General features: G+C 63.3%; 20 protein-coding genes. 6 read left to right on the plus strand and 14 right to left on the minus strand.

Annotation, left to right across the window (positions count from 1 at the left end; translation table 11 throughout):
• Positions 1–122 precede the first annotated feature (122 nt).
• The 3 genes from AC1DU8_RS20385 to AC1DU8_RS20395 all read right to left on the minus strand — a co-directional run bounded on the left by AC1DU8_RS20385 (position 123) and on the right by AC1DU8_RS20395 (position 3,371).
• On the minus strand, positions 123–1,274 hold the full coding sequence (locus AC1DU8_RS20385; RefSeq protein WP_457281831.1) for an ABC transporter substrate-binding protein: 1,152 nt from the start codon (positions 1,272–1,274) through the stop codon (positions 123–125).
• 247 nt (positions 1,275–1,521) lie between these two features.
• The gene (locus tag AC1DU8_RS20390) at positions 1,522–1,872 is read right to left on the minus strand and encodes a hypothetical protein (protein WP_457281832.1); all 351 of its coding nucleotides are present in this window, start codon (positions 1,870–1,872) and stop codon (positions 1,522–1,524) included.
• Positions 1,873–2,063: 191 nt separating this feature from the next.
• Positions 2,064–3,371 (minus strand): hypothetical protein, encoded by a 1,308-nt coding sequence (locus AC1DU8_RS20395; RefSeq protein WP_477667013.1) that lies wholly within the window; start codon positions 3,369–3,371, stop codon positions 2,064–2,066.
• A 171-nt stretch (positions 3,372–3,542) separates the two neighbouring features.
• Between AC1DU8_RS20395 and AC1DU8_RS20400 the strand changes: the two genes are divergently transcribed.
• The 3 genes from AC1DU8_RS20400 (at position 3,543) to AC1DU8_RS20410 (ending at position 5,752) form a co-directional block, all read left to right on the plus strand.
• The gene (locus tag AC1DU8_RS20400; protein WP_477667014.1) at positions 3,543–3,965 is read left to right on the plus strand and encodes a hotdog fold thioesterase; all 423 of its coding nucleotides are present in this window, start codon (positions 3,543–3,545) and stop codon (positions 3,963–3,965) included.
• Positions 3,966–4,293: 328 nt separating this feature from the next.
• On the plus strand, positions 4,294–5,406 hold the full coding sequence (locus AC1DU8_RS20405) for an ABC transporter substrate-binding protein (RefSeq protein WP_457281835.1): 1,113 nt from the start codon (positions 4,294–4,296) through the stop codon (positions 5,404–5,406).
• 40 nt (positions 5,407–5,446) lie between these two features.
• Positions 5,447–5,752 (plus strand): hypothetical protein, encoded by a 306-nt coding sequence (locus tag AC1DU8_RS20410; RefSeq protein WP_457281836.1) that lies wholly within the window; start codon positions 5,447–5,449, stop codon positions 5,750–5,752.
• Between the two features lie 206 nt (positions 5,753–5,958).
• Here AC1DU8_RS20410 and AC1DU8_RS20415 read toward each other — a convergent pair whose 3' ends face one another.
• Positions 5,959–6,528, minus strand: coding sequence for a cob(I)yrinic acid a,c-diamide adenosyltransferase (locus AC1DU8_RS20415; RefSeq protein WP_457281837.1), 570 nt, complete (start codon positions 6,526–6,528; stop codon positions 5,959–5,961).
• A 178-nt stretch (positions 6,529–6,706) separates the two neighbouring features.
• On the opposite strand from AC1DU8_RS20415, the gene AC1DU8_RS20420 reads away from it, so the two are divergent.
• Together AC1DU8_RS20420 and AC1DU8_RS20425 are read left to right on the plus strand one after the other, a co-directional pair.
• Positions 6,707–7,105, plus strand: a complete 399-nt coding sequence (locus AC1DU8_RS20420; protein ID WP_457281838.1) for an EF-hand domain-containing protein — start codon at positions 6,707–6,709, stop codon at positions 7,103–7,105.
• Positions 7,106–7,201: 96 nt separating this feature from the next.
• Positions 7,202–8,623: an FAD-binding oxidoreductase gene (locus AC1DU8_RS20425; RefSeq protein ID WP_457281839.1), complete on the plus strand. Its 1,422-nt coding sequence runs from the start codon at positions 7,202–7,204 to the stop codon at positions 8,621–8,623.
• Positions 8,624–9,054: 431 nt separating this feature from the next.
• Here AC1DU8_RS20425 and AC1DU8_RS20430 read toward each other — a convergent pair whose 3' ends face one another.
• The 9 genes from AC1DU8_RS20430 to mnmG all read right to left on the minus strand — a co-directional run bounded on the left by AC1DU8_RS20430 (position 9,055) and on the right by mnmG (position 17,725).
• Positions 9,055–9,567 (minus strand): hypothetical protein, encoded by a 513-nt coding sequence (locus AC1DU8_RS20430; RefSeq protein WP_457281840.1) that lies wholly within the window; start codon positions 9,565–9,567, stop codon positions 9,055–9,057.
• A gap of 63 nt (positions 9,568–9,630) precedes the next feature.
• A complete protein-coding gene (locus AC1DU8_RS20435) occupies positions 9,631–10,260 on the minus strand; it encodes a hypothetical protein (RefSeq protein WP_457281841.1) in 630 nt (209 codons plus the stop codon).
• Positions 10,261–10,493: 233 nt separating this feature from the next.
• Positions 10,494–11,432: a ParB/RepB/Spo0J family partition protein gene (locus tag AC1DU8_RS20440; RefSeq protein ID WP_457281842.1), complete on the minus strand. Its 939-nt coding sequence runs from the start codon at positions 11,430–11,432 to the stop codon at positions 10,494–10,496.
• A gap of 24 nt (positions 11,433–11,456) precedes the next feature.
• Complete coding sequence (locus AC1DU8_RS20445; protein ID WP_477667018.1) at positions 11,457–12,770, minus strand: serine hydrolase domain-containing protein; 1,314 nt, start codon at positions 12,768–12,770, stop codon at positions 11,457–11,459.
• Positions 12,767–13,351, minus strand: a complete 585-nt coding sequence (locus tag AC1DU8_RS20450; RefSeq protein ID WP_457281844.1) for an RBBP9/YdeN family alpha/beta hydrolase — start codon at positions 13,349–13,351, stop codon at positions 12,767–12,769. The genes AC1DU8_RS20445 and AC1DU8_RS20450 overlap by 4 nt, the downstream gene beginning before the upstream one ends.
• Positions 13,352–13,448: 97 nt before the next feature.
• Entirely contained in the window at positions 13,449–14,219 is a 771-nt protein-coding gene (locus AC1DU8_RS20455) for a ParA family protein (protein ID WP_457281845.1), read from the minus strand.
• 49 nt (positions 14,220–14,268) lie between these two features.
• Positions 14,269–14,904 (minus strand): LysE family transporter, encoded by a 636-nt coding sequence (locus tag AC1DU8_RS20460; RefSeq protein ID WP_477701562.1) that lies wholly within the window; start codon positions 14,902–14,904, stop codon positions 14,269–14,271.
• Positions 14,905–15,059: 155 nt separating this feature from the next.
• Entirely contained in the window at positions 15,060–15,728 is a 669-nt protein-coding gene (gene rsmG / locus AC1DU8_RS20465) for a 16S rRNA (guanine(527)-N(7))-methyltransferase RsmG (RefSeq protein WP_457281847.1), read from the minus strand.
• Positions 15,728–17,725 carry a tRNA uridine-5-carboxymethylaminomethyl(34) synthesis enzyme MnmG gene (gene mnmG / locus AC1DU8_RS20470; protein WP_477689702.1) on the minus strand — a complete coding sequence of 666 codons (1,998 nt, stop codon included), beginning with the start codon at positions 17,723–17,725 and terminating at the stop codon, positions 15,728–15,730. Before mnmG ends, rsmG begins: the two co-directional genes overlap by 1 nt.
• Before the next feature lie 339 nt (positions 17,726–18,064).
• On the opposite strand from mnmG, the gene AC1DU8_RS20475 reads away from it, so the two are divergent.
• Positions 18,065–18,643, plus strand: coding sequence for an NADPH-dependent FMN reductase (locus AC1DU8_RS20475; RefSeq protein WP_477689703.1), 579 nt, complete (start codon positions 18,065–18,067; stop codon positions 18,641–18,643).
• A gap of 1 nt (position 18,644) precedes the next feature.
• Here AC1DU8_RS20475 and AC1DU8_RS20480 read toward each other — a convergent pair whose 3' ends face one another.
• Positions 18,645–19,274: an FMN-dependent NADH-azoreductase gene (locus AC1DU8_RS20480; RefSeq protein WP_477667019.1), complete on the minus strand. Its 630-nt coding sequence runs from the start codon at positions 19,272–19,274 to the stop codon at positions 18,645–18,647.
• Positions 19,275–19,280 lie beyond the last annotated feature (6 nt).

The raw sequence follows: 19,280 nt of genomic DNA on the forward strand, positions 1-19,280 counted from the left end.
CTAGCGCAAGTGCTGATTGGGCTTCAGCTTCTTTTTAATGCCAAGAGCCCCGGTTGACCCAACAACCGGGGCTTTTTTCTGGCTGGCGGCAACAGGCGCTGCCAGCCAGGATCAATGGTCCATCAGCCCAGGAAACGTCCACCTGCGCCGAGAACACCCAGTTCGACAAATTTCGAACCCGCGAACGGCGGCGCGGCATAGTCGACACTGAAACCGCCGAGGTCGAACTTCTGCAGGCCGGCCAGTGCGGTGCGCAGCTTGGCGCGCGTCAGGTCGCGGCCGGCGCGCTCCAGACCCGCGGCCATCACGTGGGTGTTGATGTAACTCTCCAGGCTGCCGAGCGAGAACTCCTGCTGGCCGATGGCGCGCATGGCGGCCTGGTACTCACGCACCACCTCGAGCCTGGCGCGATACGGGTCGGGGAACACCATGGTCAGCGCCAGGCCGGAACCGGCCGCGCCCAGCGCCTTGATGCCTTCGCCTGACAGCGTGACACTCAGGCCCGCGATGGGCAGCATGGGCGAAACTTTCTTCAGCGCGGCAATCACGCCGACCGAAGCCGAGCCGGCGGTCCCCAGCAGCACGGCGCCGGGCTTGCCCGCGACGACCTGGCTGACGACGTCGTTGAGGTTCTTGCCGTCGACGGCGAGCGCCACCTGCGCAGCGGCCTTCGCGCCCTGCGCCTGGAGTGCGCGATTGACGTCGGCCAGCACTTCCTTGCCGTAGTCGTTGTCCAGATAAACGACGGTAAGGTCCTTCATGCCCATGCTCACGAGCCGCTGCACCAGACGCTGGGTTTCGTCGGTGAAGCTGGCGCGCACGTGGAACACGTTGCGCATTCCGGGCTTGCGCAGCGACGAGGCGCCCGAGCGCGGCCCGACGTAAGGCAGGTTGGACTCTTCAATCACCGGCATGATGGCGGCGTTGTTGGGCGTGCCGACGCAGGACATCAGCGCAAAAATGCTGCCGTCACCGATCATCTTCTTGACGTTGTCGGCGCTGCGCTGCGGCACATAGGCGTCGTCCATCATCTGGAACTGCAGCATGCGGCCATTCACGCCGCCCTTGGCGTTGATCTCGCCCATGGCGGCATCGACGCCCTGCTTCAACTCGGCGCCCACACCGGCCAGCGGGCCGCTGGTCGCGCCCGTGCTGCCGATGGTGATGGCCTTGGCCGTCAGGCCTTCCTGGGCGTAGGCGTTGCGGATGAAGGCAGGGGCGGCGGCAAGGGCAGCCATTTGAGGGGCAAACGAAAGGAAGCGGCGGCGAAGCATCGCAAATCTCCAAAAGGTGGGGTAGCCGTGAAGGCCAAAAGACAAGGCCGAGTGACCTTGCAGGGTAAAAACCGCTCGCCAACCGGCGCACAGCAGCGCGCCAGAAGGGCAAAGCAAATCATTTAGGATTAAATGATTCTAGGGGTAAACCCTTACCAATTGATGACAAAGCGCAGGCAGCTGTGAAATTGCCGGGGCATGGCCCGGCTTATCGCCGGCAAAGCCGGTTTAGCCGGTTTAGCCGGGATTACTTGGCCTGGGGTTGGCCGGTAGCCCTGGCAAGGGCCGCCTTGGTTCTGGCGAGTTCGCGTTCCAGGTCGGCACGCTCGCCGATTTCCTGTTCCAGGGTTTCATTGACCTGCGCGAGGTCTTCAGCGGATTCCTGGATGCGGGTTTCGAGGGCGTCGGTTTTCTGCAGGGCCTGAGCCACTTCGCCGGCTTGCACATGCGGCGGGAGTTCCTGCTTGAGCACCGTATTGATCACCAGCAGCTCGGCGGCCGATTGCTCCACGGTGTCCTTGACGGCTTCGTTTTGCCCGAGCGCGCGCTCCAGGGGAGTCGATGCGGTGGTGGAAGCGGCAGACTGCTGCTGTGGCATATCGATGGCCTTATGGTCGGTTGATGCGGGTCGTTGAAACGTGGGTATCCGCAAAAAATGATGGTGTTGGCTTGCGCTGCTTCAGCGGGATTTTAACCACCTGCGGCAAATTCAGAGGGCCAGAAGCTCAGCATCGGATGTGGGTATTGACGGCAACCGGACCCGCCGGGCGCAGTTGATGGATCGGACCCTCAGCGCGATTTGGGCGGTGCGGCGGGTGCCTTGCCGCTGCGCGCCGCGCTGGCAGGCTGCGCCGGGCCCGGGCTGAAAATCTTGCCCAGTGTGGAGCCGATGCGGGCCCCAATGGCCGTGCCAACACCCGGCAGTACCGCAGTGCCCACCACGGCGCCCGCAATGGCGCCGCCCGACACGGAGAATTTGACGTTGTCGAGCGGGCCGCTGACCGTCAGCGGGATGCCCACTATGCCGTCCACCAGGTCAACGGCAAACTCGCCCGCGATCTGCCGGTTGGCAATTTTGGCGTCACCCGAGGCGGTGAGCGCACCGGAGCTGGCCCTCACGCCGGTGTAGGTCACCACCATACCCTCGGGCGTGTTCTGCGTGTCGAGCTGACCCGTGATGGTGTCCAGCGGTGTCTGGCCGGCGTGTTCCTTGCCGGCCGTGCGCACGGCTTTTTCCAGGTCAAAGCGCAGCAGCATGGACTTGCCCACCGTAAAGGGGGTTTTGGTGTGCAACGACTGCGCCAGCTCGGCCACCGTGTCGCCGTTGGCCGACAGTGTGGTTTCGCCGGAGGCCCGGCCTGCAACGACAGACCGGCGATTGAAAGCAGCCAATGCACTTTCAACTTCGATATCGCGGGGCTGCAGGGTGCCTTCGAGATGCATGCGCCCGTTGGCGCGAAACTCGAGCCGGACTTCCCCATCGGCCGTGCCGCCGCCCACCCGAATGCGTGTATCCCAGCGGTCTTCCTGGCCCTGGCGTGTCAGGCTCAGCTGGGTGGTGGGCTCGACATTGGGACGCCTCAGCGCGGCCTTGCGCGGACGCCAGCCGGGGTCAAAATCAACCTCGCCGTCATACACCACAGAGATGCCGCGGCGCGAGATCCAGGTCACGTCGTGAAACACAAAGCGCGCCAGCGGCAGTTCATCGCCGGCCATCTCGTCTTTTTTTTCACGCTGTTTCCCCAATCCGCGCAGCGACAGCTGGGGCACCACGGCACCTTCCAGATCGGCGCGGTCAATTTTCACGCGGCGTTGCCACAGGGCGAAGAGGTCCGGATAGACGGTGAGTTTTTTAATCAGGATCGGCTGGGGCTGTTCCGTGCTGGCCTCTTCAATCACCACCGCCGGCGAAGGCAGCAAACGCCAGTGCAATGCACCGACACGGACCTTGACGCCCAATTGCGCCTCAAGCTCGGTGGCAGCACGCTGCGCGAGTTCCTCGTCACTCGGCAACAGCCGGAGTGCGGCGAACCACAGCAAGCCGAGGGCCAGTGCGACACCCAGCAGCCCTGCCAGCCATTTGTGCGAACGTGTCATCGGCCCGATGGAGCCGGGCAGCCCCGGTCCCGGTAATCCAGGTTCATGTATTCCGTGTGTCTCATACGGCCAGCTTAAGCCCGGCCGCCGCTGCAGCCTACGCGACAAGGTGCCCAAGCGCTGTAGGCCGCAACCTTATAGTGAGGGGGTATCAGCCCTGTGAGAACCCTCATGCGCATCTGGAAACAGCCCATCTCCGTCGAACTGCTCACGCACCACAATGCCGACAGTGCGGTCACCCATCTGGGCATCGAATTCCTGGAGGTGGGTGACGACTTCATCCGTGCCCGCGTGCCGGTGGACCGCCGCACGGTGCAACCCTATGGCTTGCTGCATGGCGGCGTATCGGTGGTGCTGGCGGAGACCCTGGGCTCTTGCGGCGCGGCCTATGCGGCACCCGAAGGGCACCGCGCTGTCGGGCTGGACATCAATGCCAACCACCTCAAGGGCGTCACCAGCGGCTGGGTCACCGGCACCACGCGGCCCGTGCACATAGGGCGCAGTACGCAGGTTTGGCAAATCGAGCTCACCAATGACGCGGGCGAACTGACCTGTGTCTCGCGCATCACGATGGCGATGCTGCGGCCGGGGTGAGGCGATTCGAAGGGTGATAGGTGTAATGGCGCACCCACCCTTGATGGCTACGCACAAGCTGCATATTTACAAATAGCAACAATTCTCCCGCGCCAGATATCCACCCTGCACTTTGCCTGGCCAGGCGCACATTCACGGCCACGGTTATCGGTGTTTTCAGGGGCTGTGATGAGGCCTTCCCTCCGAAAGCCGCGCCAGAGGCCAAATCTGCTCATAACGACAGGGGTCAGCTCCATATTTTTTTCGTCTCAAGAGATGGTTTGAATCGTATTTGATCTTATAGATGCGCATTTGTATCGTTCGCCGACAAGAAGACAAAAGGTAACAAATGGACACAAAAACTGTAAGTCGATGGGCCACAGCGCTGCTGGCAGCCGTCCTGTGCGGCGCGGGACACGCACAGATTTTGATCGGCCAGACAGCCGGTTTCACGGGTCCCGTGGCCGCGGGCGTCAAGGAAAACACCGACGGCGCACGACTGTGGCTGGACGCGGTGAACGCGCGGGGCGGGATCGCGGGCCGGCAGCTGGAGCTGGTGTCACTGGACGACAAGTTCGACCCCAAGCTCGCCGGCGAGAACGCGCAAAAGCTGGCCGAGCGCGGCGCCGTCGCCTTGTTCCTGACGCGCGGCACGCCCCCCACCGAAGCCGTGTTGCCCGTACTGCTAGCCAACCACATGCCGCTGGTCGGCCCCTCCACGGGCGCGATGATCCTGCACCAGCCGGTCAACCGCTATGTCTTCAACGTGCGCGCAACCTACCAGCGCGAGGCCGAGAAGGCCATCGAGCACCTGCACACGCTGGGCATCCAGCGTATCGCTGTGGTGCATGCGGACGACTCCTTTGGCCGTGACGGGCTGGAAGGGGCCAACAAGGGCTTTACGCAGGCGAAGCTGAAGCCCACCAATATCCTGAAAGCGGACCGCAGCAAGCCCGACTACAACCAGCTTGTTCCACCCATTCTGGCAAGCGATGCACAAGCCGTGCTCTGGATCGGCTCGAGCAACGCCGTGGCGGAAGGGGTGCGGGCCCTGCGCGCCACCAAGTCGTCCGTGCGCGTGGTCACCTTGTCCAACAATGCATCGACGGGCTTTATCAAGGCGCTGGGGGAGTATTCACGCGGCGTCATCGTCACGCAGGTCTACCCGGCGGAGCGCTCCTACGCCTACACGATGGTGCAGGAAGCCAACGACCTGGCCAAAGCCAAGGGGATAGCGCTGTCGCCGGCGATGCTGGAAGGCTATGCCGCTGCCAAGGTGCTGGTGGAGGGCCTGCGGCGCGCGGGCAAGAACCCGACGCGGGAGACGCTGCAGGCGGCCCTGGAAGGCATGAAACGCTTCGACCTGGGCGGGCTGGAAGTGAGCTTCAGCCCCGACGACCACACGGGCCTGGACTTCGCGGACCTCTCCATCGTGAGCCTCGAGGGCCGCTTTGTGCGCTGACGCCCAGCTGTATCGAGGCCCTCCACATGAGAAGACCGCCATGGCATGGATGAAGTCGCTGCACAGCCGGCCGCATGAAAGTGCCCTGGAGCCATCGACGCTGGACCTGGACCAGCTGCGCCATCAGCTCCACGATACGCTGCAACGATGCGAAGGGCCCATGTGCGAACGCATGCACTGGCGCATCGACGAGGCGCACACCGCACAGCACCTTTGGCAGCTGCGGGGAGAGATCTTCCAGCTGGTCGCCCGCCAGTTCTATCAGGAGGAGGCAGCGCGGCGCATCAATGCGCTGCTGCCCGCCTTCTCCGGCTGGCTGCCGGCGCACATGCTGACGCGGGTCTAGAAGCGCCATTTTTTTGGCCAGAACCCGACGGCAACTTGAGATCAAGATGTTTTAGTGCTGCAACGCTTGATGATCGCGCGCAATACGCTATCTTATTGATAGCAGAACCGCCAGCTCCAACCGCACCCGAACGGGACCTGTTTACAGACAACGGCTGGCAGGCATGGCTGCAGTTCACGCGGAGAACACCGCGCAGGCCGTTGTTGTTATTTCGTACCGGCGGCCTGTGCCATGCGTTCGCTCTTCCAGTACACGTCGTCACCGCCGTTCATGCGGTTGAGTACGCGCGACAGAACGAAGAGCAGATCGCTCAGGCGGTTAAGGTAGTGGCGCGGCGACTCCTTGACCGGTTCGGCCGCACCCAGCGCGACCACCGATCGTTCGGCACGGCGCGCCACCGTGCGGCACACATGCGCAAGCGACGCGGCACGCGAGCCCGCCGGCAAGATAAATTCCGCCAGGCGCGGCAGCTTCGCATTGTGTTCGGCCAGCGCGTCGTCCAGCAGCGCCACGGCTTCGGGCTTAAGCAGTTCAAAGCCGGGAATGGAGAGTTCGCCGCCCAGGTTGAAGAGCTGGTGCTGCACCTCCACCAGCAATTCGCGCACGCCCGGCGGCAGCTCTTCGCACAACAACACGCCAATGTGCGAATTCAGTTCATCGACATCGCCCATGGCATGCACACGCAGGCTGTCCTTGGACACACGCGTGTTGTCGCCCAAGCCGGTGGTGCCGTTATCGCCGGTGCGCGTTGCGATCTGTGAGAGTCTGTTGGCCATGGTCTGAGACGCGGTGAAGCGCGGTGAAAGTGCATGAAGCTCCAAGCGTTACGCCGGGCAAGAAAATGTGTCGTCGTACGCCATCATGTGAGTGAGGAAACACCCTGCAAAACTGCTGGCCGCAACGGACAGGCTGGGTTGCAATGGTTGCTTGTTCACTCCTTGAAAGACTCTTCGCATGACCATGCACACGACAGCAACACAGCATACAAAACATTCTATTCCCGGCTTCGAGTTGCGCAGCGTGCTCCTGGTGGCCGCACTGGCCGTGGGTGCAGCCGGCGCCGCACGGGCGCAAACTGCAACGCCCTCGCCCGCCAGCCCCAACAGCCCTCCTGCGCAGGTGGCGCCTTCATCCCCGGGTACGGGCGGCGCAGCCGGCGCCGTGCCGCAAAACCGTGTGACCAGCAAAGACATTGAAGCGGCTTTCAACCGTGCGGACGCCAACAAGGACGGCAAGCTGGACCGCCAGGAAGCCGAGCACTTTCCCGCCGTGGCACAGCGCTTCGAGCAAATCGACACCAACCACGACACCTTTATCTCGCTGGGCGAGCTGATCAAGGCAGCAAGTTCCTGACCGGCGCCGCGCCGTCACCAAGGGGGTTTTCACCGGGTCAATGGCTGGCAGGAACGACGGACACGTCGTAAACTGTGCCACCGACCCGGAGACACCATGAACGCCCCCCTGCCCACGCACCTGCTTCCCGAAATCTGCCAGCGCGAAACCCCTGCCGCGCTGATCGATGCGCTGAAAGCCCGCTTTGCCGAGCGCTGCTCCACCGCCCTGGTGGTGCGCGAGCAGCATGGCCGCGATGAGTCCTCCTTCGCCGCGCCGCCGCCTTCGGCCGTGGTGTTTGCCGAAAGCACGCAAGACGTGGCAGATGCGGTGAAGCTGGCCGCCCGGCACAACGTACCGGTGATTCCTTTCGGCGTGGGCACATCGCTGGAAGGCCACCTGCTGGCCGTGCAGGGCGGCATCAGCATCGACGTGAGCCGCATGAACAAGGTGCTGTCCATCAATGCCGAAGACCTGACCGTTACCGTGCAGGCGGGCGTGACGCGCAAGCAGCTCAATGAAGAGGTCAAAAGCACCGGCCTCTTCTTCCCCATCGACCCGGGCGCCGATGCGACCCTGGGCGGCATGAGCGCCACGCGCGCCAGCGGCACGAATGCGGTGCGCTACGGCACCATGCGCGAGAACGCGCTGGCACTGGAGGTCGTCACCGCAGACGGCAGCGTCATCCGCACCGGCACTCGCGCCAAGAAATCATCGGCGGGCTACGACCTCACGCGCCTGATGGTGGGTAGCGAAGGCACGCTGGGCGTGATCACCGAAGTCACCGTCAGGCTGTACCCCCTGCCTGAAGCCATCTCCGCTGCAGTGTGCTCCTTTCCGAGTATCGAAGCCGCCGTGCGCACCACCATCGAAATCATCCAGCTGGGTGTTCCGATTGCGCGCGTGGAGCTGATCGACCACAACACGGTGCGCATGGTGAATGCGCACTCCAAGCTCACGCTGCGCGAAGAGCCCATGCTGCTGATGGAGTTTCACGGCTCACCCGCCAGCGTGAAAGAGCAGGCCGAGCTGGTGCAGGAGCTCGCCAGCGGCCACGGCGGCAACGCGTTTGAATGGGCCAGCACACCGGAAGAGCGCACGCGCCTGTGGACGGCACGGCACAACGCCTACTTCGCGGCCATCCAGTCGCGTCCCGGCTGCCGCGCGATTTCCACCGACACCTGCGTGCCGATTTCGCGCCTGGCCGATTGCCTGCTGGAGTCGGTGGCCGAAGTCGATGCCAGCGGCATTCCCTACTTCCTCGTCGGCCATGTCGGCGACGGCAACTTCCACTTCGGCTATTTGATCGACCCGACGATTCCCAAGGAGCGCGAAGTGGCCGAAGCGCTGAACCACAAGCTGGTCACCCGCGCGCTGGCGCTCGAAGGCACCTGCACCGGCGAGCACGGCGTGGGCCTGCACAAGATGGACTTTCTGGTAACCGAAGCCGGTGACGGCGCAGTCAACATGATGCGCACCATCAAGCGCGCGCTCGACCCGAAGAACATCATGAACCCGGGCAAGATTTTCTCGCTGTGAAGCGAGCTCTACCGCGCGTTTGCTGTGCGATCTATAACCACCCCCGTCCGGGCTCACTTCGTGTAGCCCGTTCCCCCCTCGAGGGGGCGGCGCCTTGGGCCGGCGAAGCCGGTCCCTCGGCCCCCACTGGTGAATACCCCCACTGAATACGCCCTGAATCTTCGAGCCAGCATGAGCCGCGGAACCGGCTTTGCCGGGCCGCAGGCACAGTCCCCTGCAAGGGGAAAAGGGCTACACGCAGTGAGCCCGATAGGGGTGTGTCAGTTTTCGGCTTTGCCGGGCCGGAGGGCGGGCGGCCCCCGAGGGGCTGGAGCCCGCGGCTCCAAGCCTGCCTGCGCAGGCTTGGACGGGCGACAGAGGCGAAGCGTCTCGCGAGCCGCGGCCTGCAAGGCCTCGGAAGCTACACGAAGTGAGCGACCGTGGGGGCTCAATTATTTCTGGATATCACTCATCTTGCAGCCCTTGGCCAGGAACACGCCAGTGAGATGTTCCTTGCGGCCCTGCGCCTGCTGGCCCTGCAGGGCGACGGCCTGTTGCTGCGCGGTTGCGGCCTGCTGCTGGGCGACGCCACTGTTGGCGGCCTGTTGGGCCGTATTGCCTGCCAGCTGCTGCACGATGCCGCCAAACATGCCGCCCAGGCCGCCGCCGAATCCGCCAAAGCCGCCGGCGTTTTGCGCCGCCGTATTGGCCGCTGCGGTGGCCAGCGCAGTTTGCACCACCGCTCCGGCAACCTGACTACCTGCATCTGTGGGATCCGCAGTGGCCGGTGCCGCGGTGTACTGGGCGGCGCGCGTGACCACGCTGTCCATCTGTCCGATCTCGCCATAGATCTGCTGGCACGTGAGGTCGTTGTCCGTCATCTTTACGCGCTCGATGGTTTGCGCAGATGCGGTGGCAGCCACCAGGGAAAGCGCCAGCGCGGCGGCAAGGGAGTGTTGTTTCATGACCGGTCCTGCAGTAGGTAAGGTTGATGGAGGTTGGGGGAAACGGGGGTAAAAAATTGGGGGCTACTTCTGCATTTCCGAGAGCTTGCAGCCCCTGGACAGGAACAAGCCAGTCAGGTGATCCTTGCGCGCCCTGGCCTGGGCCCCCAGACCAGCACCAGCCGCCTGAACTGGCGCCGGTACGGTGGCGGTGGCGGCAGCTGCGGCACCGGTGCGCGCCAGCAAGGAGCCCAACATCCCTGCGCCCAGCGCACCGGCCAGGCCGCTGGGCTGCGCGGGCGATGGCGCAGCGGAATTGCGCCCGTTTTGCTGGGCCGCCGCCATGTTGTTGGCGATTTGTTGCTGGTACTGGGTCGAAAGCCCCTGCTGCGTGGCCAGCGCGGCGGTCGGCGCATGCATTTGCGCCAGCGTGAGCGCGCCACCGGGCACGACGGCAACGGGCACGACGGCAACGGGCGTGGCAGTGGCCGCGGGCGCTGCGCTGACAACCGCCAGGGCCATGGTGGTGTCCATCTGCTGCGCCTCGGCGTACATCTGCTGGCAGCTGAGGTCGTTGTCCGTGAGCTTGACGCGCTCAATGGTTTGCTGCGCCTTTGCGGCCTGAGGCGCCAAGGCCATCACCACCGCAAGGGTGGCGCAGGCGCCAAGGCCGGCAAACCCTTCTCGCCAGTCTGGCTTGATCCAGTCTGTCATGTCGGAGACGGTGGTGACGCCGAACCGGGCCAGGTGAGCGCTACGGAAAGAACGATTCGCCAGGTAATTCATACGCAAACACACAAATAATTACATGTAGTAACAATAAGCATGTAGGCGCCAGCCGTCACCCGCTTTCTGGAGAAAGCCTTGTAAGAGTCACAAAAGTCGTGAATTAGTTCACATTTTGACTATCGCCACCCGATTCATCGGCGAAAAATAACCCAAACAGTCTATTTATTGCCGCGCAAGCGTTCGATCAGGCCGTTGAGTTCGTCCATCGATGAGAACTGGATCGCCACCTCGCCCATGTCTTCGCGCCGGCCGTTGCGCTTGACCTGTTTTTTGATGCGCACTTCCACATTGGCCATCAGCAGGTCGGCGAGTTCTTCCTCCACGCGGCGGGTGTCGCGGGACTTTTCCTTGGTGGCTTTTTGCGGCTTCAGTGAAAACTCAGCGCTGAGTTTTTTGACCAGGCTTTCGGCCTCGCGCACCGACATTTTTTTGGCCGATATCTGGTTGGCCGCGGTGATCTGTGCCGCACGGTCCAGGCCCAGCAAGGCGCGCGCGTGACCCATGTCCAGGTCGCCCGCCATCAGCATCGTTTGCACCGGATCAGCCAAATTCAAAAGCCGCAGCAGGTTGGAAGCAGCACTGCGCGAGCGGCCGACGGCCTGCGCGGCGAGCTCGTGCGTGAGGCCGAATTCCTTGACCAGGCGCTGCAGGCCGTGGGCCTCTTCGAGCGGGTTCAGGTCTTCGCGCTGGATGTTTTCGATCAGCGACATCGCGGCGGCCGACTCGTCGGGCACGTCGCGCACCAGCACCGGCACCTCGTCCAGCCCGGCCAGCCTGGCCGCGCGAAAGCGCCGCTCGCCGGCGATGATTTCGTACTTGCCGTCGTTGGCGCCGCTGGTCAGCCGGCGAACCAGGATGGGCTGCATGATGCCCTGCACCTTGATGGACTCGGCCAGCTCATAGAGCGCGCCTTCATCCATGCGGGTGCGCGGCTGGTACTGGCCCGGGACCATATCGGACAGGCGCAGCGACGCCGGCAAGCCGGGGCTGTTGGCCGTGCTGCTGGCGTTTTCCGCGTCGGTGGCGGTCTCGCTGACCTTGGGGCCGAGCAGTGCTTCGAGCCCGCGGCCCAGGCCCTTGGGTTTTTTGGTGACCATGGTTTTTTTCTTTCTTTCAATTCGTCATTGCGAGCCGGGCGTGAGGTCCCCGCCCAGTGATTGCAGCACGCCGCGCCAAAGGGCGTCGCGCTCTTCATAAGGTTGCGCATCCTGTTTGCCGCCGGCCTGTTCCCACACCGAGGTGAGCACCATCACAATGCCGGTGGACGGCTGCACATATACCGTCTGGCCGTGGATGCCCTGCATGGCAAAAGTGCGTGCCCGCAGCGGCATGAGCCAGAACTGGTAGCCATAACCAAAGTAAGGCGTGGCCTTGCGCGGCTTGAACGCGGGCGGCTGGCGCGCCGGATCCGTGGCGTCCAGCAGGTAGTCCAGCGGCAAGACCTGCAATGCGCCGGGTTTGCCGGTGGCCTTGTCGATGGCACGGCCGTCATTGGCCAGCAACTGGCCCAGCCGCGCCCAGTCGCGCAGGGTGGCGTTGAAGGCTCCGTAGGATTGCTCCTGCCCGTCGGCGGAGACACGCCAGAAGGCATCATGTTCGGCGCCCATGGGCTTCCACAGCCACTCCGTGGTGAGCTCGGACATGTTCCTGCCGGTGGCGGCCACCACCACGCGGCCCAGCACGTCGGTCTCGGAGCCGGCGTAGACAAACTTTTCGCCGGGGGGTGAATGCCGGTCGGTGATGGACTTGAGCACATCCAGCGGCATGCCCGCACCAGGCGTCCCGAACGAGGCGCGCGACAGGCGCGCGATGTCGTCCTTGCCATCGTAACGTTCGGTAAACGTCAGCCCTGAACTCATGCGAAGCAGCTGGCGAATCGTAGTGGCGCCATAGGGGCTGCCGGCAAGGTCTCTTGCGTATTTTTCGGTGGGGTCGTCGAGCGAGGCAATCAACCCGAGCGAGAGTGCCTTGCCGACCAGCAGCGAGGTCACGCTCTTGGCCATGGAAAAAGATAAAAACCGCGCGTCGTCCTTACGGCCGTAGCGGTAGTGCTCGGCGACGATCTCGCCGTTTTTCAGGATCAGCAGGCCAGTGGCGCGCTGGCGGTCCAGGTAGTCGGCCAGCGTGTAGTTCGTGTTCTTGTAGCGGTAGCTGACCGCCGCCGGGCTGGCTGCGCGCGGCAAGGGGCTGGCCTCGGCCGGGTGCCCGACCACGCGGATCCGCACCCCGGGCACTTTGTCGAGCGCCGACCAGGAGCCAACGCGAAAAGGGTTGAGCTGCCAGTTGTTCACGTTGCCCAGCGGATAATTTTGCGATTTTCCAAGCAACTCTTCATCAGGCTCGGCATGCAGAGAGGCACTCGCCCCTGTCGCCAGCACTATCAGGGCGAGTTGCAGGTAGCGCGCGCGCGTGCGTTGATAAAAAAATGAGGTCATAGGCCAGGGGTGATGCCGGGTGAAGGTTCAATGGCCGGCGAGGTCAGGTCCTTGAGCTGCAGCAGCCGCAGGTACGCTTCGGGCCAGCCGCCCAGGCCGCTCTCGGCATTCAGGTGCCCGCAAGGTCCGGTGTCCACAAAGGTAGAGCCCCACGCGGCCGCGAATTGCCGCGCCCGCTGGATCGCGCAGAAAGGATCGTCAATGCTGGCAAACAGCGCGCTCTCAAACGGCAGTTTGTTCAGCGGCACTGGCGACCAGCTGGGCAGCAGCTCACGCACGTCTTCGCGGTCGACGTCAGGCGGGGCCACCAGCAGCGCACCTTTGACGCGGTGAATGTTCCTGGAGTGGCTGGCCCAGGCCGCCACCAGCATGCAGCCCAGGCTGTGCGCCACCAGCACCGCAGGTTCGTCGCAGGACAACAGCACCTCTTCCAGGCGCGCCGTCCAGTCGCCGCGCAGTGGGTGCATCCAGCTGTGCTGCTCCACGCGGGTGTAGCCGTCGACCTCCTCCCACAGCGTTTGCCAATGGCCGGGGCCGCTGTTTTTCCAGCCGGGAAGAATGAGGACGTTGTCGGGTTTCATGAAAAGAAGAATCAGCTTGCTATGATTTTAATAGCTGCTTGCGCCCGTGCTTATTGGTCTGCAGGCATTTTTGCTTACAGAACAGCACTTGTGCGGTTCACATCGCCTTGATGCGCCCCACCATTTCTTCGGCAAACGTGACGAAAGCCTGCGCGCCCCTGGAGGCCGGGTCAAACACGACGCCCGGCAAGCCGTAGCTGGGCGCTTCGGCCAGGCGCACGTTGCGCGGGATCACGGTGTTGAACACCTTGTCGGCAAAGTGTTCCTTGAGCTGGTCGCTCACCTGCTGCTGCAATGTGATGCGCGGGTCGAACATCACGCGCAAGAGCCCAATGATCTGCAGGTCCTTGTTGAGGTTGGCGTGCACCTGCTTGATGGTGTTGACCAGGTCGGTCAGGCCTTCGAGCGCAAAGTATTCACACTGCATGGGCACGATCACGCCGTGCGCGCAGCACAGGCCGTTGAGCGTCAGCATGCTGAGCGACGGCGGGCAGTCGATCAGCACGAAGTCGTACTGGCTGTCGACCTCGGCCAGCGCCAGCTTGAGGCGCTTTTCGCGGCGCTCGACATCGACCAGTTCGACCTCTGCGCCGGCCAGTTCGCGATTCGCGCCCAACACGTCGTAGCCGCACTTCTCGCTGTGCACGCGTGCCTCGGCCACCGAGGCCGATTCCAGCAGCACGTCGTACACCGTCATTTCCAGCTTGCGTTTGTCGACGCCTGAACCCATGGTGGCATTGCCCTGCGGATCCAGGTCAATCATCAGCACACGCTGGCCGACTTTGGCCAGGCCTGCGGCCAGGTTCACCGTCGTTGTTGTCTTCCCTACCCCACCCTTTTGGTTGGCTATGCAGAATATTTTGGCCATGTGTGCTTTTAGTTTTTGTTCGAGAGAGGACGCGAAATGCGATGGCGGCTTATTTGGATACCGCGAGCTTGAGGCCGAAGCCGATCAGGAAAACGCCGGCCAGCTTGTTGAGGGCCGCCGTGATTTTCGGGTTGGCGCGTATGCGCTCAGCCAGGTGGTAGGTGATCATGACCGAGGTCAGGCCATACAGGAAAGTCAGGCCCGCAATCGTGGCCGCCATCACGGCAAAAGTCTTCAGCCCCTGGTGCAGGGCCGGGTCGACAAACAGCGGGAAAAAAGCCATATAGAACACAATGGCCTTGGGGTTCAGCAAGGTGATCATCATCGCCTGCTGAAAGTAGTGGCGCGGCTTGATATTGAGCAAGGGCGCGTCACCGGGCTTGGCCATCAACATCTTGATGCCCAGCCAGGCCAGGTAAATGGCACCCGTCCACTGGACGATATGAAAAGCCGTCGGGTAGGCCGCCATGATGGCCGACACCCCCGCGACCGCCGCCCAGAGCAAAACCTGGTCGCCAGCAATCACGCCAAAGGTTGCACCCAGGCCGCCCGCGATGCCACCCTTGCTGGTCGAGGTGATCAGCGCCAGGTTGCCCGGACCGGGAATCAGCAAAAAGACAATGATGGCGACGACAAAAGCGCCGTAGTCGGCCACACCAGTAGTAGCGACGAATGAGCCCAACATGGAGGTTCTCCAGAAAGTAGAGAGAAGTGAGGCTGTGAGTTTACGACAGGGGTGTGCCGCAGAAATGCCAAACCAGCCCGATCAGGGCTGATTCAGTGTCCGCAGAGGTTTCTTTTTGTGCCCGAACAACGGGCTGAGGCGCTCGGCCCCGGTTTTCAGGCCGGGCTGGCGGCGGCTTTCGCCTGCATCCAGACAATGCAGCGCTCGGCGTCCAGCCCCGGAACTTGCAGTTGTTCCACGTGAAACACTTCAGCGCCGGCTGGCAGGGCGGCAATTTCGTCGGCCGGGTGTTTGCCCTTCATGGCCATCCACACACCTTGCGGTGCCAGCGCGTCGGTCGACCAGTTGGTGAAATCGACCAAGGACGCAAAGGCCCGGGAGCAAATCACGTCAAAAGGGGCGGTGATGGTTTCGACCCGGGCGTGCAGGCCGGAGAGGTTGGGTAGCTTCAAAGCCAGCGCCGCTTGCTTGATAAACGCGGCTTTTTTGGCCACCGTATCCACGCAAGTCACCGCTACATTGGAGCAGCAAATCGCAATAACGACACCCGGAAGGCCGGCGCCGGAACCCACATCCAGCAAGCGAGCACCCTGCTCCAGCCCGGCTTTTTTCAGTTGCCGGCGCAGCGGAAGCACCGCCGCCAGGCTGTCCAGCAAATGGTGGGTCAGCATTTCAGCCGGGTCGCGCACGGCGGTCAGGTTGTACACCTTGGTCCATTTGCCGATCAGGTCTTGGTAATCCAGCAACTGGCCGACTTGTGCATCGCTCAAGTCCAGCTGCAGCGCCTTGAGGCCGGCGCGCAAATCCTGTTCACCGCCCCGCATCAGGCTTGGGCTTTTTCGGTGGAAGCCCCGGCCGCCTGGAGCGGCGTCGTGTTTTTCCAGAGGTTTTTCTTCAGGTGCACCAGTAGCAGGGAAATGGTGGCGGGCGTGATGCCGGAAATCCGGGAGGCCAAACCCAGGGTTTCGGGCCGGTGTTTGGCCAGGGTCTGGCGCGCCTCAAAGCTCAGGGCGGGCACCTGCAGGTAATCCAGATCCGTCGGGAGTTTCAGGTTTTCGTAGTGCGCGGCCCGCTCGACCTCGGTCTTTTGCAGGTCGATATAGCCGGCGTACTTGGCCGTGATCTCGATCTGCTCGATCACGCTTTTGGCCATGTCGTCGCTGGCCGCTGCTTCGGCGGCCAGTTCGGGGTTGGCGTACTTGCCCTCCTCCAGTGACATCAGTCCGGCGTAGTTCACATCCGGGCGGCGCAGCAGGTCCAGCAGGTTGTACTCCCGCTCGATGGACTTGCCCAGAACCCGCTCAGCTTCGGCCACCGGCAGGTTGTTGGGGTTGACCCAGATTGCCCGAAGCCGGGCTGTTTCACGTGAAACAGTGTCGCGCTTGCGGTTGAAAGCATCCCAGCGGGCGTCGTCTACCAGACCCAGTTCCCGGCCCTTTTCGGTCAGGCGCATGTCGGCGTTGTCTTCGCGCAGCATCAGGCGGAACTCGGCCCGGCTGGTGAACATGCGGTAAGGCTCGGTCACGCCCTTGGTGATCAGGTCGTCGACCAGTACGCCCAGGTAGGCTTCGTCGCGCCGCGGCAACCAGGCTTCTTTCTCCTGGCATTGCAGTGCGGCGTTGATACCGGCGAACATGCCCTGGGCCGCCGCCTCTTCATAACCGGTGGTGCCATTGATCTGGCCGGCAAAAAACAGCCCGCCAATGGCGCGCGTTTCAAAGCTGGATTTCAGCGCCCGCGGGTCAAAGTAGTCGTACTCGATGGCGTAGCCGGGTCGCAGGATATGGGCGTTTTCCATCCCCGCCATGGAACGGACCAGGTCGTACTGGATGTCAAAAGGCAGGCTGGTCGAAATACCGTTGGGGTAGATCTCGTGCGTGGTCAGGCCTTCCGGCTCCAGGAAAATCTGGTGGCTGTCCTTGTCGGCGAAGCGGTTGATCTTGTCTTCCACACTCGGGCAATAGCGCGGGCCGACGCCGTCGATCTTGCCGGTGAACATGGGGCTGCGGTCAAAACCGGAGCGGATGATCTCGTGGGTGCGCTCGTTGGTATGGGTAATCCAGCACGGCATCTGCCGCGGATGAGCAATTCCGCCTCCCATAAAGCTGAACACCGGCACCGGCCCTTCAGTGCCGCCCGGCATGCCGTCACCGGGTTGTTCGGTGCATTTGCTGAAGTCGATGGTACGGCCGTCGATGCGCGGGGGTGTGCCGGTTTTGAGCCGGCCTTGCGGCAGCTTGAGTTCCTTGAGCCGGGCCGAAAGCGATACCGCCGGCGGGTCGCCCGCCCTGCCCGCCGAATAGTTATTGAGCCCAACATGGATCTTGCCGTCCAGGAAAGTGCCGGCCGTCAGCACCACGGTGCGCGAACGAAAGCGAATGCCGACCTGCGTCACCGCCCCGACAACCCGGTCGCCCTCGACCATCAGGTCGTCGACCGCCTGCTGGAAGAGCCACAGGTTGGGCTGGTTCTCAAGCTTGCGGCGAATCGCCGCCTTGTACAGAATGCGGTCGGCCTGCGCGCGGGTGGCCCGCACGGCCGGGCCCTTGGAGCTGTTCAGGATGCGGAACTGGATGCCGCCTTCGTCGGTGGCCAGTGCCATCGCGCCGCCCATGGCGTCCACCTCCTTGACCAGGTGGCCCTTGCCGATCCCGCCGATGGACGGGTTGCAGCTCATCTGGCCCAGGGTCTCGATGTTGTGGGTCAGCAGCAAAGTCTTGCAGCCCATGCGTGCGGAAGCCAGCGCGGCCTCGGTGCCGGCATGGCCGCCACCGACCACGATCACGTCAAATTCTTGCGGGTAAACATAAGGCGAGTGCATCACGCCTCCTTCGGGTAAAGCGGCTTTCAGGCTGGGGCGCCTGCATGCCATGGAGCGGTCCGGTGTCGATGGTGGCCAGGCCTGCCGCAGCCGCACGGCACGCCATGCGGTGCCCTGGCCCATCGGTCCCCACAGGACGAAGGCGTGATTTTATCAGGCGAGGCCTGATTTGTGCGGCCCGCCGGAGGGCATGGCCTTGCTTGGCCTCAGGGTTTAGCTATCAAATTAATAGCTGCCCGCGCTTTCCCTGCTTGGGCTGCAGACCCAAAAGACTTCTAAAAGACGATTGTGTGCGGCAGAGGGCCCAAAGCCTGCACCCTAACGGCCACAATAGCGGGCATGAAACTACTCGTCTTTGCTGGCAGCATCCGCCAAAACTCCTTCAACCGCAAACTCGCCCAGGTGACCGCCACACTGGCGCGCGCCAGCGGCGCCGAAGTCACCCACATCGAGCTGGCCGACTTCGACATCCCCATGTACAACGCCGACCTGGAGGCGCAGGGCACGCCGCCCGACGTGATGAAACTCAAGCAGCTCATGTTTGAACACCCGGCGTGGATCATCTGCTCGCCCGAGTACAACGGCAGCTACACCGCGCTGCTCAAGAACACCATCGACTGGGTCTCCAGCCCCGTCAAGAGCGACCCGGCCTGGCACGAAGGCTTCAAGTCTTTCACTGGCAAAGTCGTGGGCGTTCTCAGCGCCTCGCCCGGTGCGCTGGGCGGCCTGCGTTCGCAAAGCCATCTGGTGCCGTTGCTGCTCAACGCGCAGTGCTGGGTCGCGCCCAAGGCTTTTGCCCTGGGCCGCGCCGGCACCGCTTTTGACGCGGACGGCAAGCTGCTCGATGATGCGCACCTCAAAAATGTGCAGGCGGTGATCGACCAGGTGCTGTTTGCCAGCGCCCGGCTGGCGACATAACTTAACGGGTTGAGGCCAAGGTGCGGGCGCGTTCCATCGCACCGGCCCTGGTCGCCGCCAGTTCTTCGGGCGGCACCAGCGTCGGTGCGGCGCTGATTTCCGCCGTCACCGCAATGTCCAGGAAACGCAGCCAGCGCCGCATGTATGGTTTCTGGAAATCGGATTCATCTTCCTCGGGCCGCAGCAGATACGCGCCTGCGCTTGAATACACCAGCGTCGCACTCTTGCCTGGCAGCAGCGCCTTATAACCGGCCTCTCTTGACCAGCTCCAGTTCTGCCCCGGCAAGGTCACTACATCGATGAAATGCTTGAGCCGATAGGGAATGCCGAAATTCCACATCGGCAGGCTGAAGAGATACCGGTCCGCCGCATTGAAGCGCTGCGACACCTCCACTGCCCGCGCCCACAGCGCCTGCTGCGGCGCTGTCGCATTCTGCGCGCGCAACACGGCAAACTTGGCTGCGATCATGTCGGCGTCAAAAGGCGGCAGGTCGATGTCCCACACGTTGATCGTGTCCACGGTGACGTCTGGATGCGCCTGGCGATAGACGTCCAGCCAGGCGGTGGCGACGGAAGTTGAAGTGGATGCCGCCTGCATCGGCGAGGCTTCGATATAAACCAGATGGGTCATGCGTTT

The sequence above is a fragment of the Polaromonas sp. P3_A5 genome (assembly GCF_056403055.1).

Coding starts and splice junctions, on each gene's coding strand:
- AC1DU8_RS20385 (WP_457281831.1), bottom strand. CDS start 1,274: ATGCTTCGCCGCCGCTTCCTTTCGTTTGCCCCTCAAATGGCTGCCCTT.
- AC1DU8_RS20390 (WP_457281832.1), bottom strand. CDS start 1,872: ATGCCACAGCAGCAGTCTGCCGCTTCCACCACCGCATCGACTCCCCTG.
- AC1DU8_RS20395 (WP_477667013.1), bottom strand. CDS start 3,371: ATGACACGTTCGCACAAATGGCTGGCAGGGCTGCTGGGTGTCGCACTG.
- AC1DU8_RS20400 (WP_477667014.1), top strand. CDS start 3,543: ATGCGCATCTGGAAACAGCCCATCTCCGTCGAACTGCTCACGCACCAC.
- AC1DU8_RS20405 (WP_457281835.1), top strand. CDS start 4,294: ATGGACACAAAAACTGTAAGTCGATGGGCCACAGCGCTGCTGGCAGCC.
- AC1DU8_RS20410 (WP_457281836.1), top strand. CDS start 5,447: ATGGCATGGATGAAGTCGCTGCACAGCCGGCCGCATGAAAGTGCCCTG.
- AC1DU8_RS20415 (WP_457281837.1), bottom strand. CDS start 6,528: ATGGCCAACAGACTCTCACAGATCGCAACGCGCACCGGCGATAACGGC.
- AC1DU8_RS20420 (WP_457281838.1), top strand. CDS start 6,707: ATGACCATGCACACGACAGCAACACAGCATACAAAACATTCTATTCCC.
- AC1DU8_RS20425 (WP_457281839.1), top strand. CDS start 7,202: ATGAACGCCCCCCTGCCCACGCACCTGCTTCCCGAAATCTGCCAGCGC.
- AC1DU8_RS20430 (WP_457281840.1), bottom strand. CDS start 9,567: ATGAAACAACACTCCCTTGCCGCCGCGCTGGCGCTTTCCCTGGTGGCT.
- AC1DU8_RS20435 (WP_457281841.1), bottom strand. CDS start 10,260: ATGACAGACTGGATCAAGCCAGACTGGCGAGAAGGGTTTGCCGGCCTT.
- AC1DU8_RS20440 (WP_457281842.1), bottom strand. CDS start 11,432: ATGGTCACCAAAAAACCCAAGGGCCTGGGCCGCGGGCTCGAAGCACTG.
- AC1DU8_RS20445 (WP_477667018.1), bottom strand. CDS start 12,770: ATGACCTCATTTTTTTATCAACGCACGCGCGCGCGCTACCTGCAACTC.
- AC1DU8_RS20450 (WP_457281844.1), bottom strand. CDS start 13,351: ATGAAACCCGACAACGTCCTCATTCTTCCCGGCTGGAAAAACAGCGGC.
- AC1DU8_RS20455 (WP_457281845.1), bottom strand. CDS start 14,219: ATGGCCAAAATATTCTGCATAGCCAACCAAAAGGGTGGGGTAGGGAAG.
- AC1DU8_RS20460 (WP_477701562.1), bottom strand. CDS start 14,904: ATGTTGGGCTCATTCGTCGCTACTACTGGTGTGGCCGACTACGGCGCT.
- rsmG (WP_457281847.1), bottom strand. CDS start 15,728: ATGCGGGGCGGTGAACAGGATTTGCGCGCCGGCCTCAAGGCGCTGCAG.
- mnmG (WP_477689702.1), bottom strand. CDS start 17,725: ATGCACTCGCCTTATGTTTACCCGCAAGAATTTGACGTGATCGTGGTC.
- AC1DU8_RS20475 (WP_477689703.1), top strand. CDS start 18,065: ATGAAACTACTCGTCTTTGCTGGCAGCATCCGCCAAAACTCCTTCAAC.
- AC1DU8_RS20480 (WP_477667019.1), bottom strand. CDS start 19,274: ATGACCCATCTGGTTTATATCGAAGCCTCGCCGATGCAGGCGGCATCC.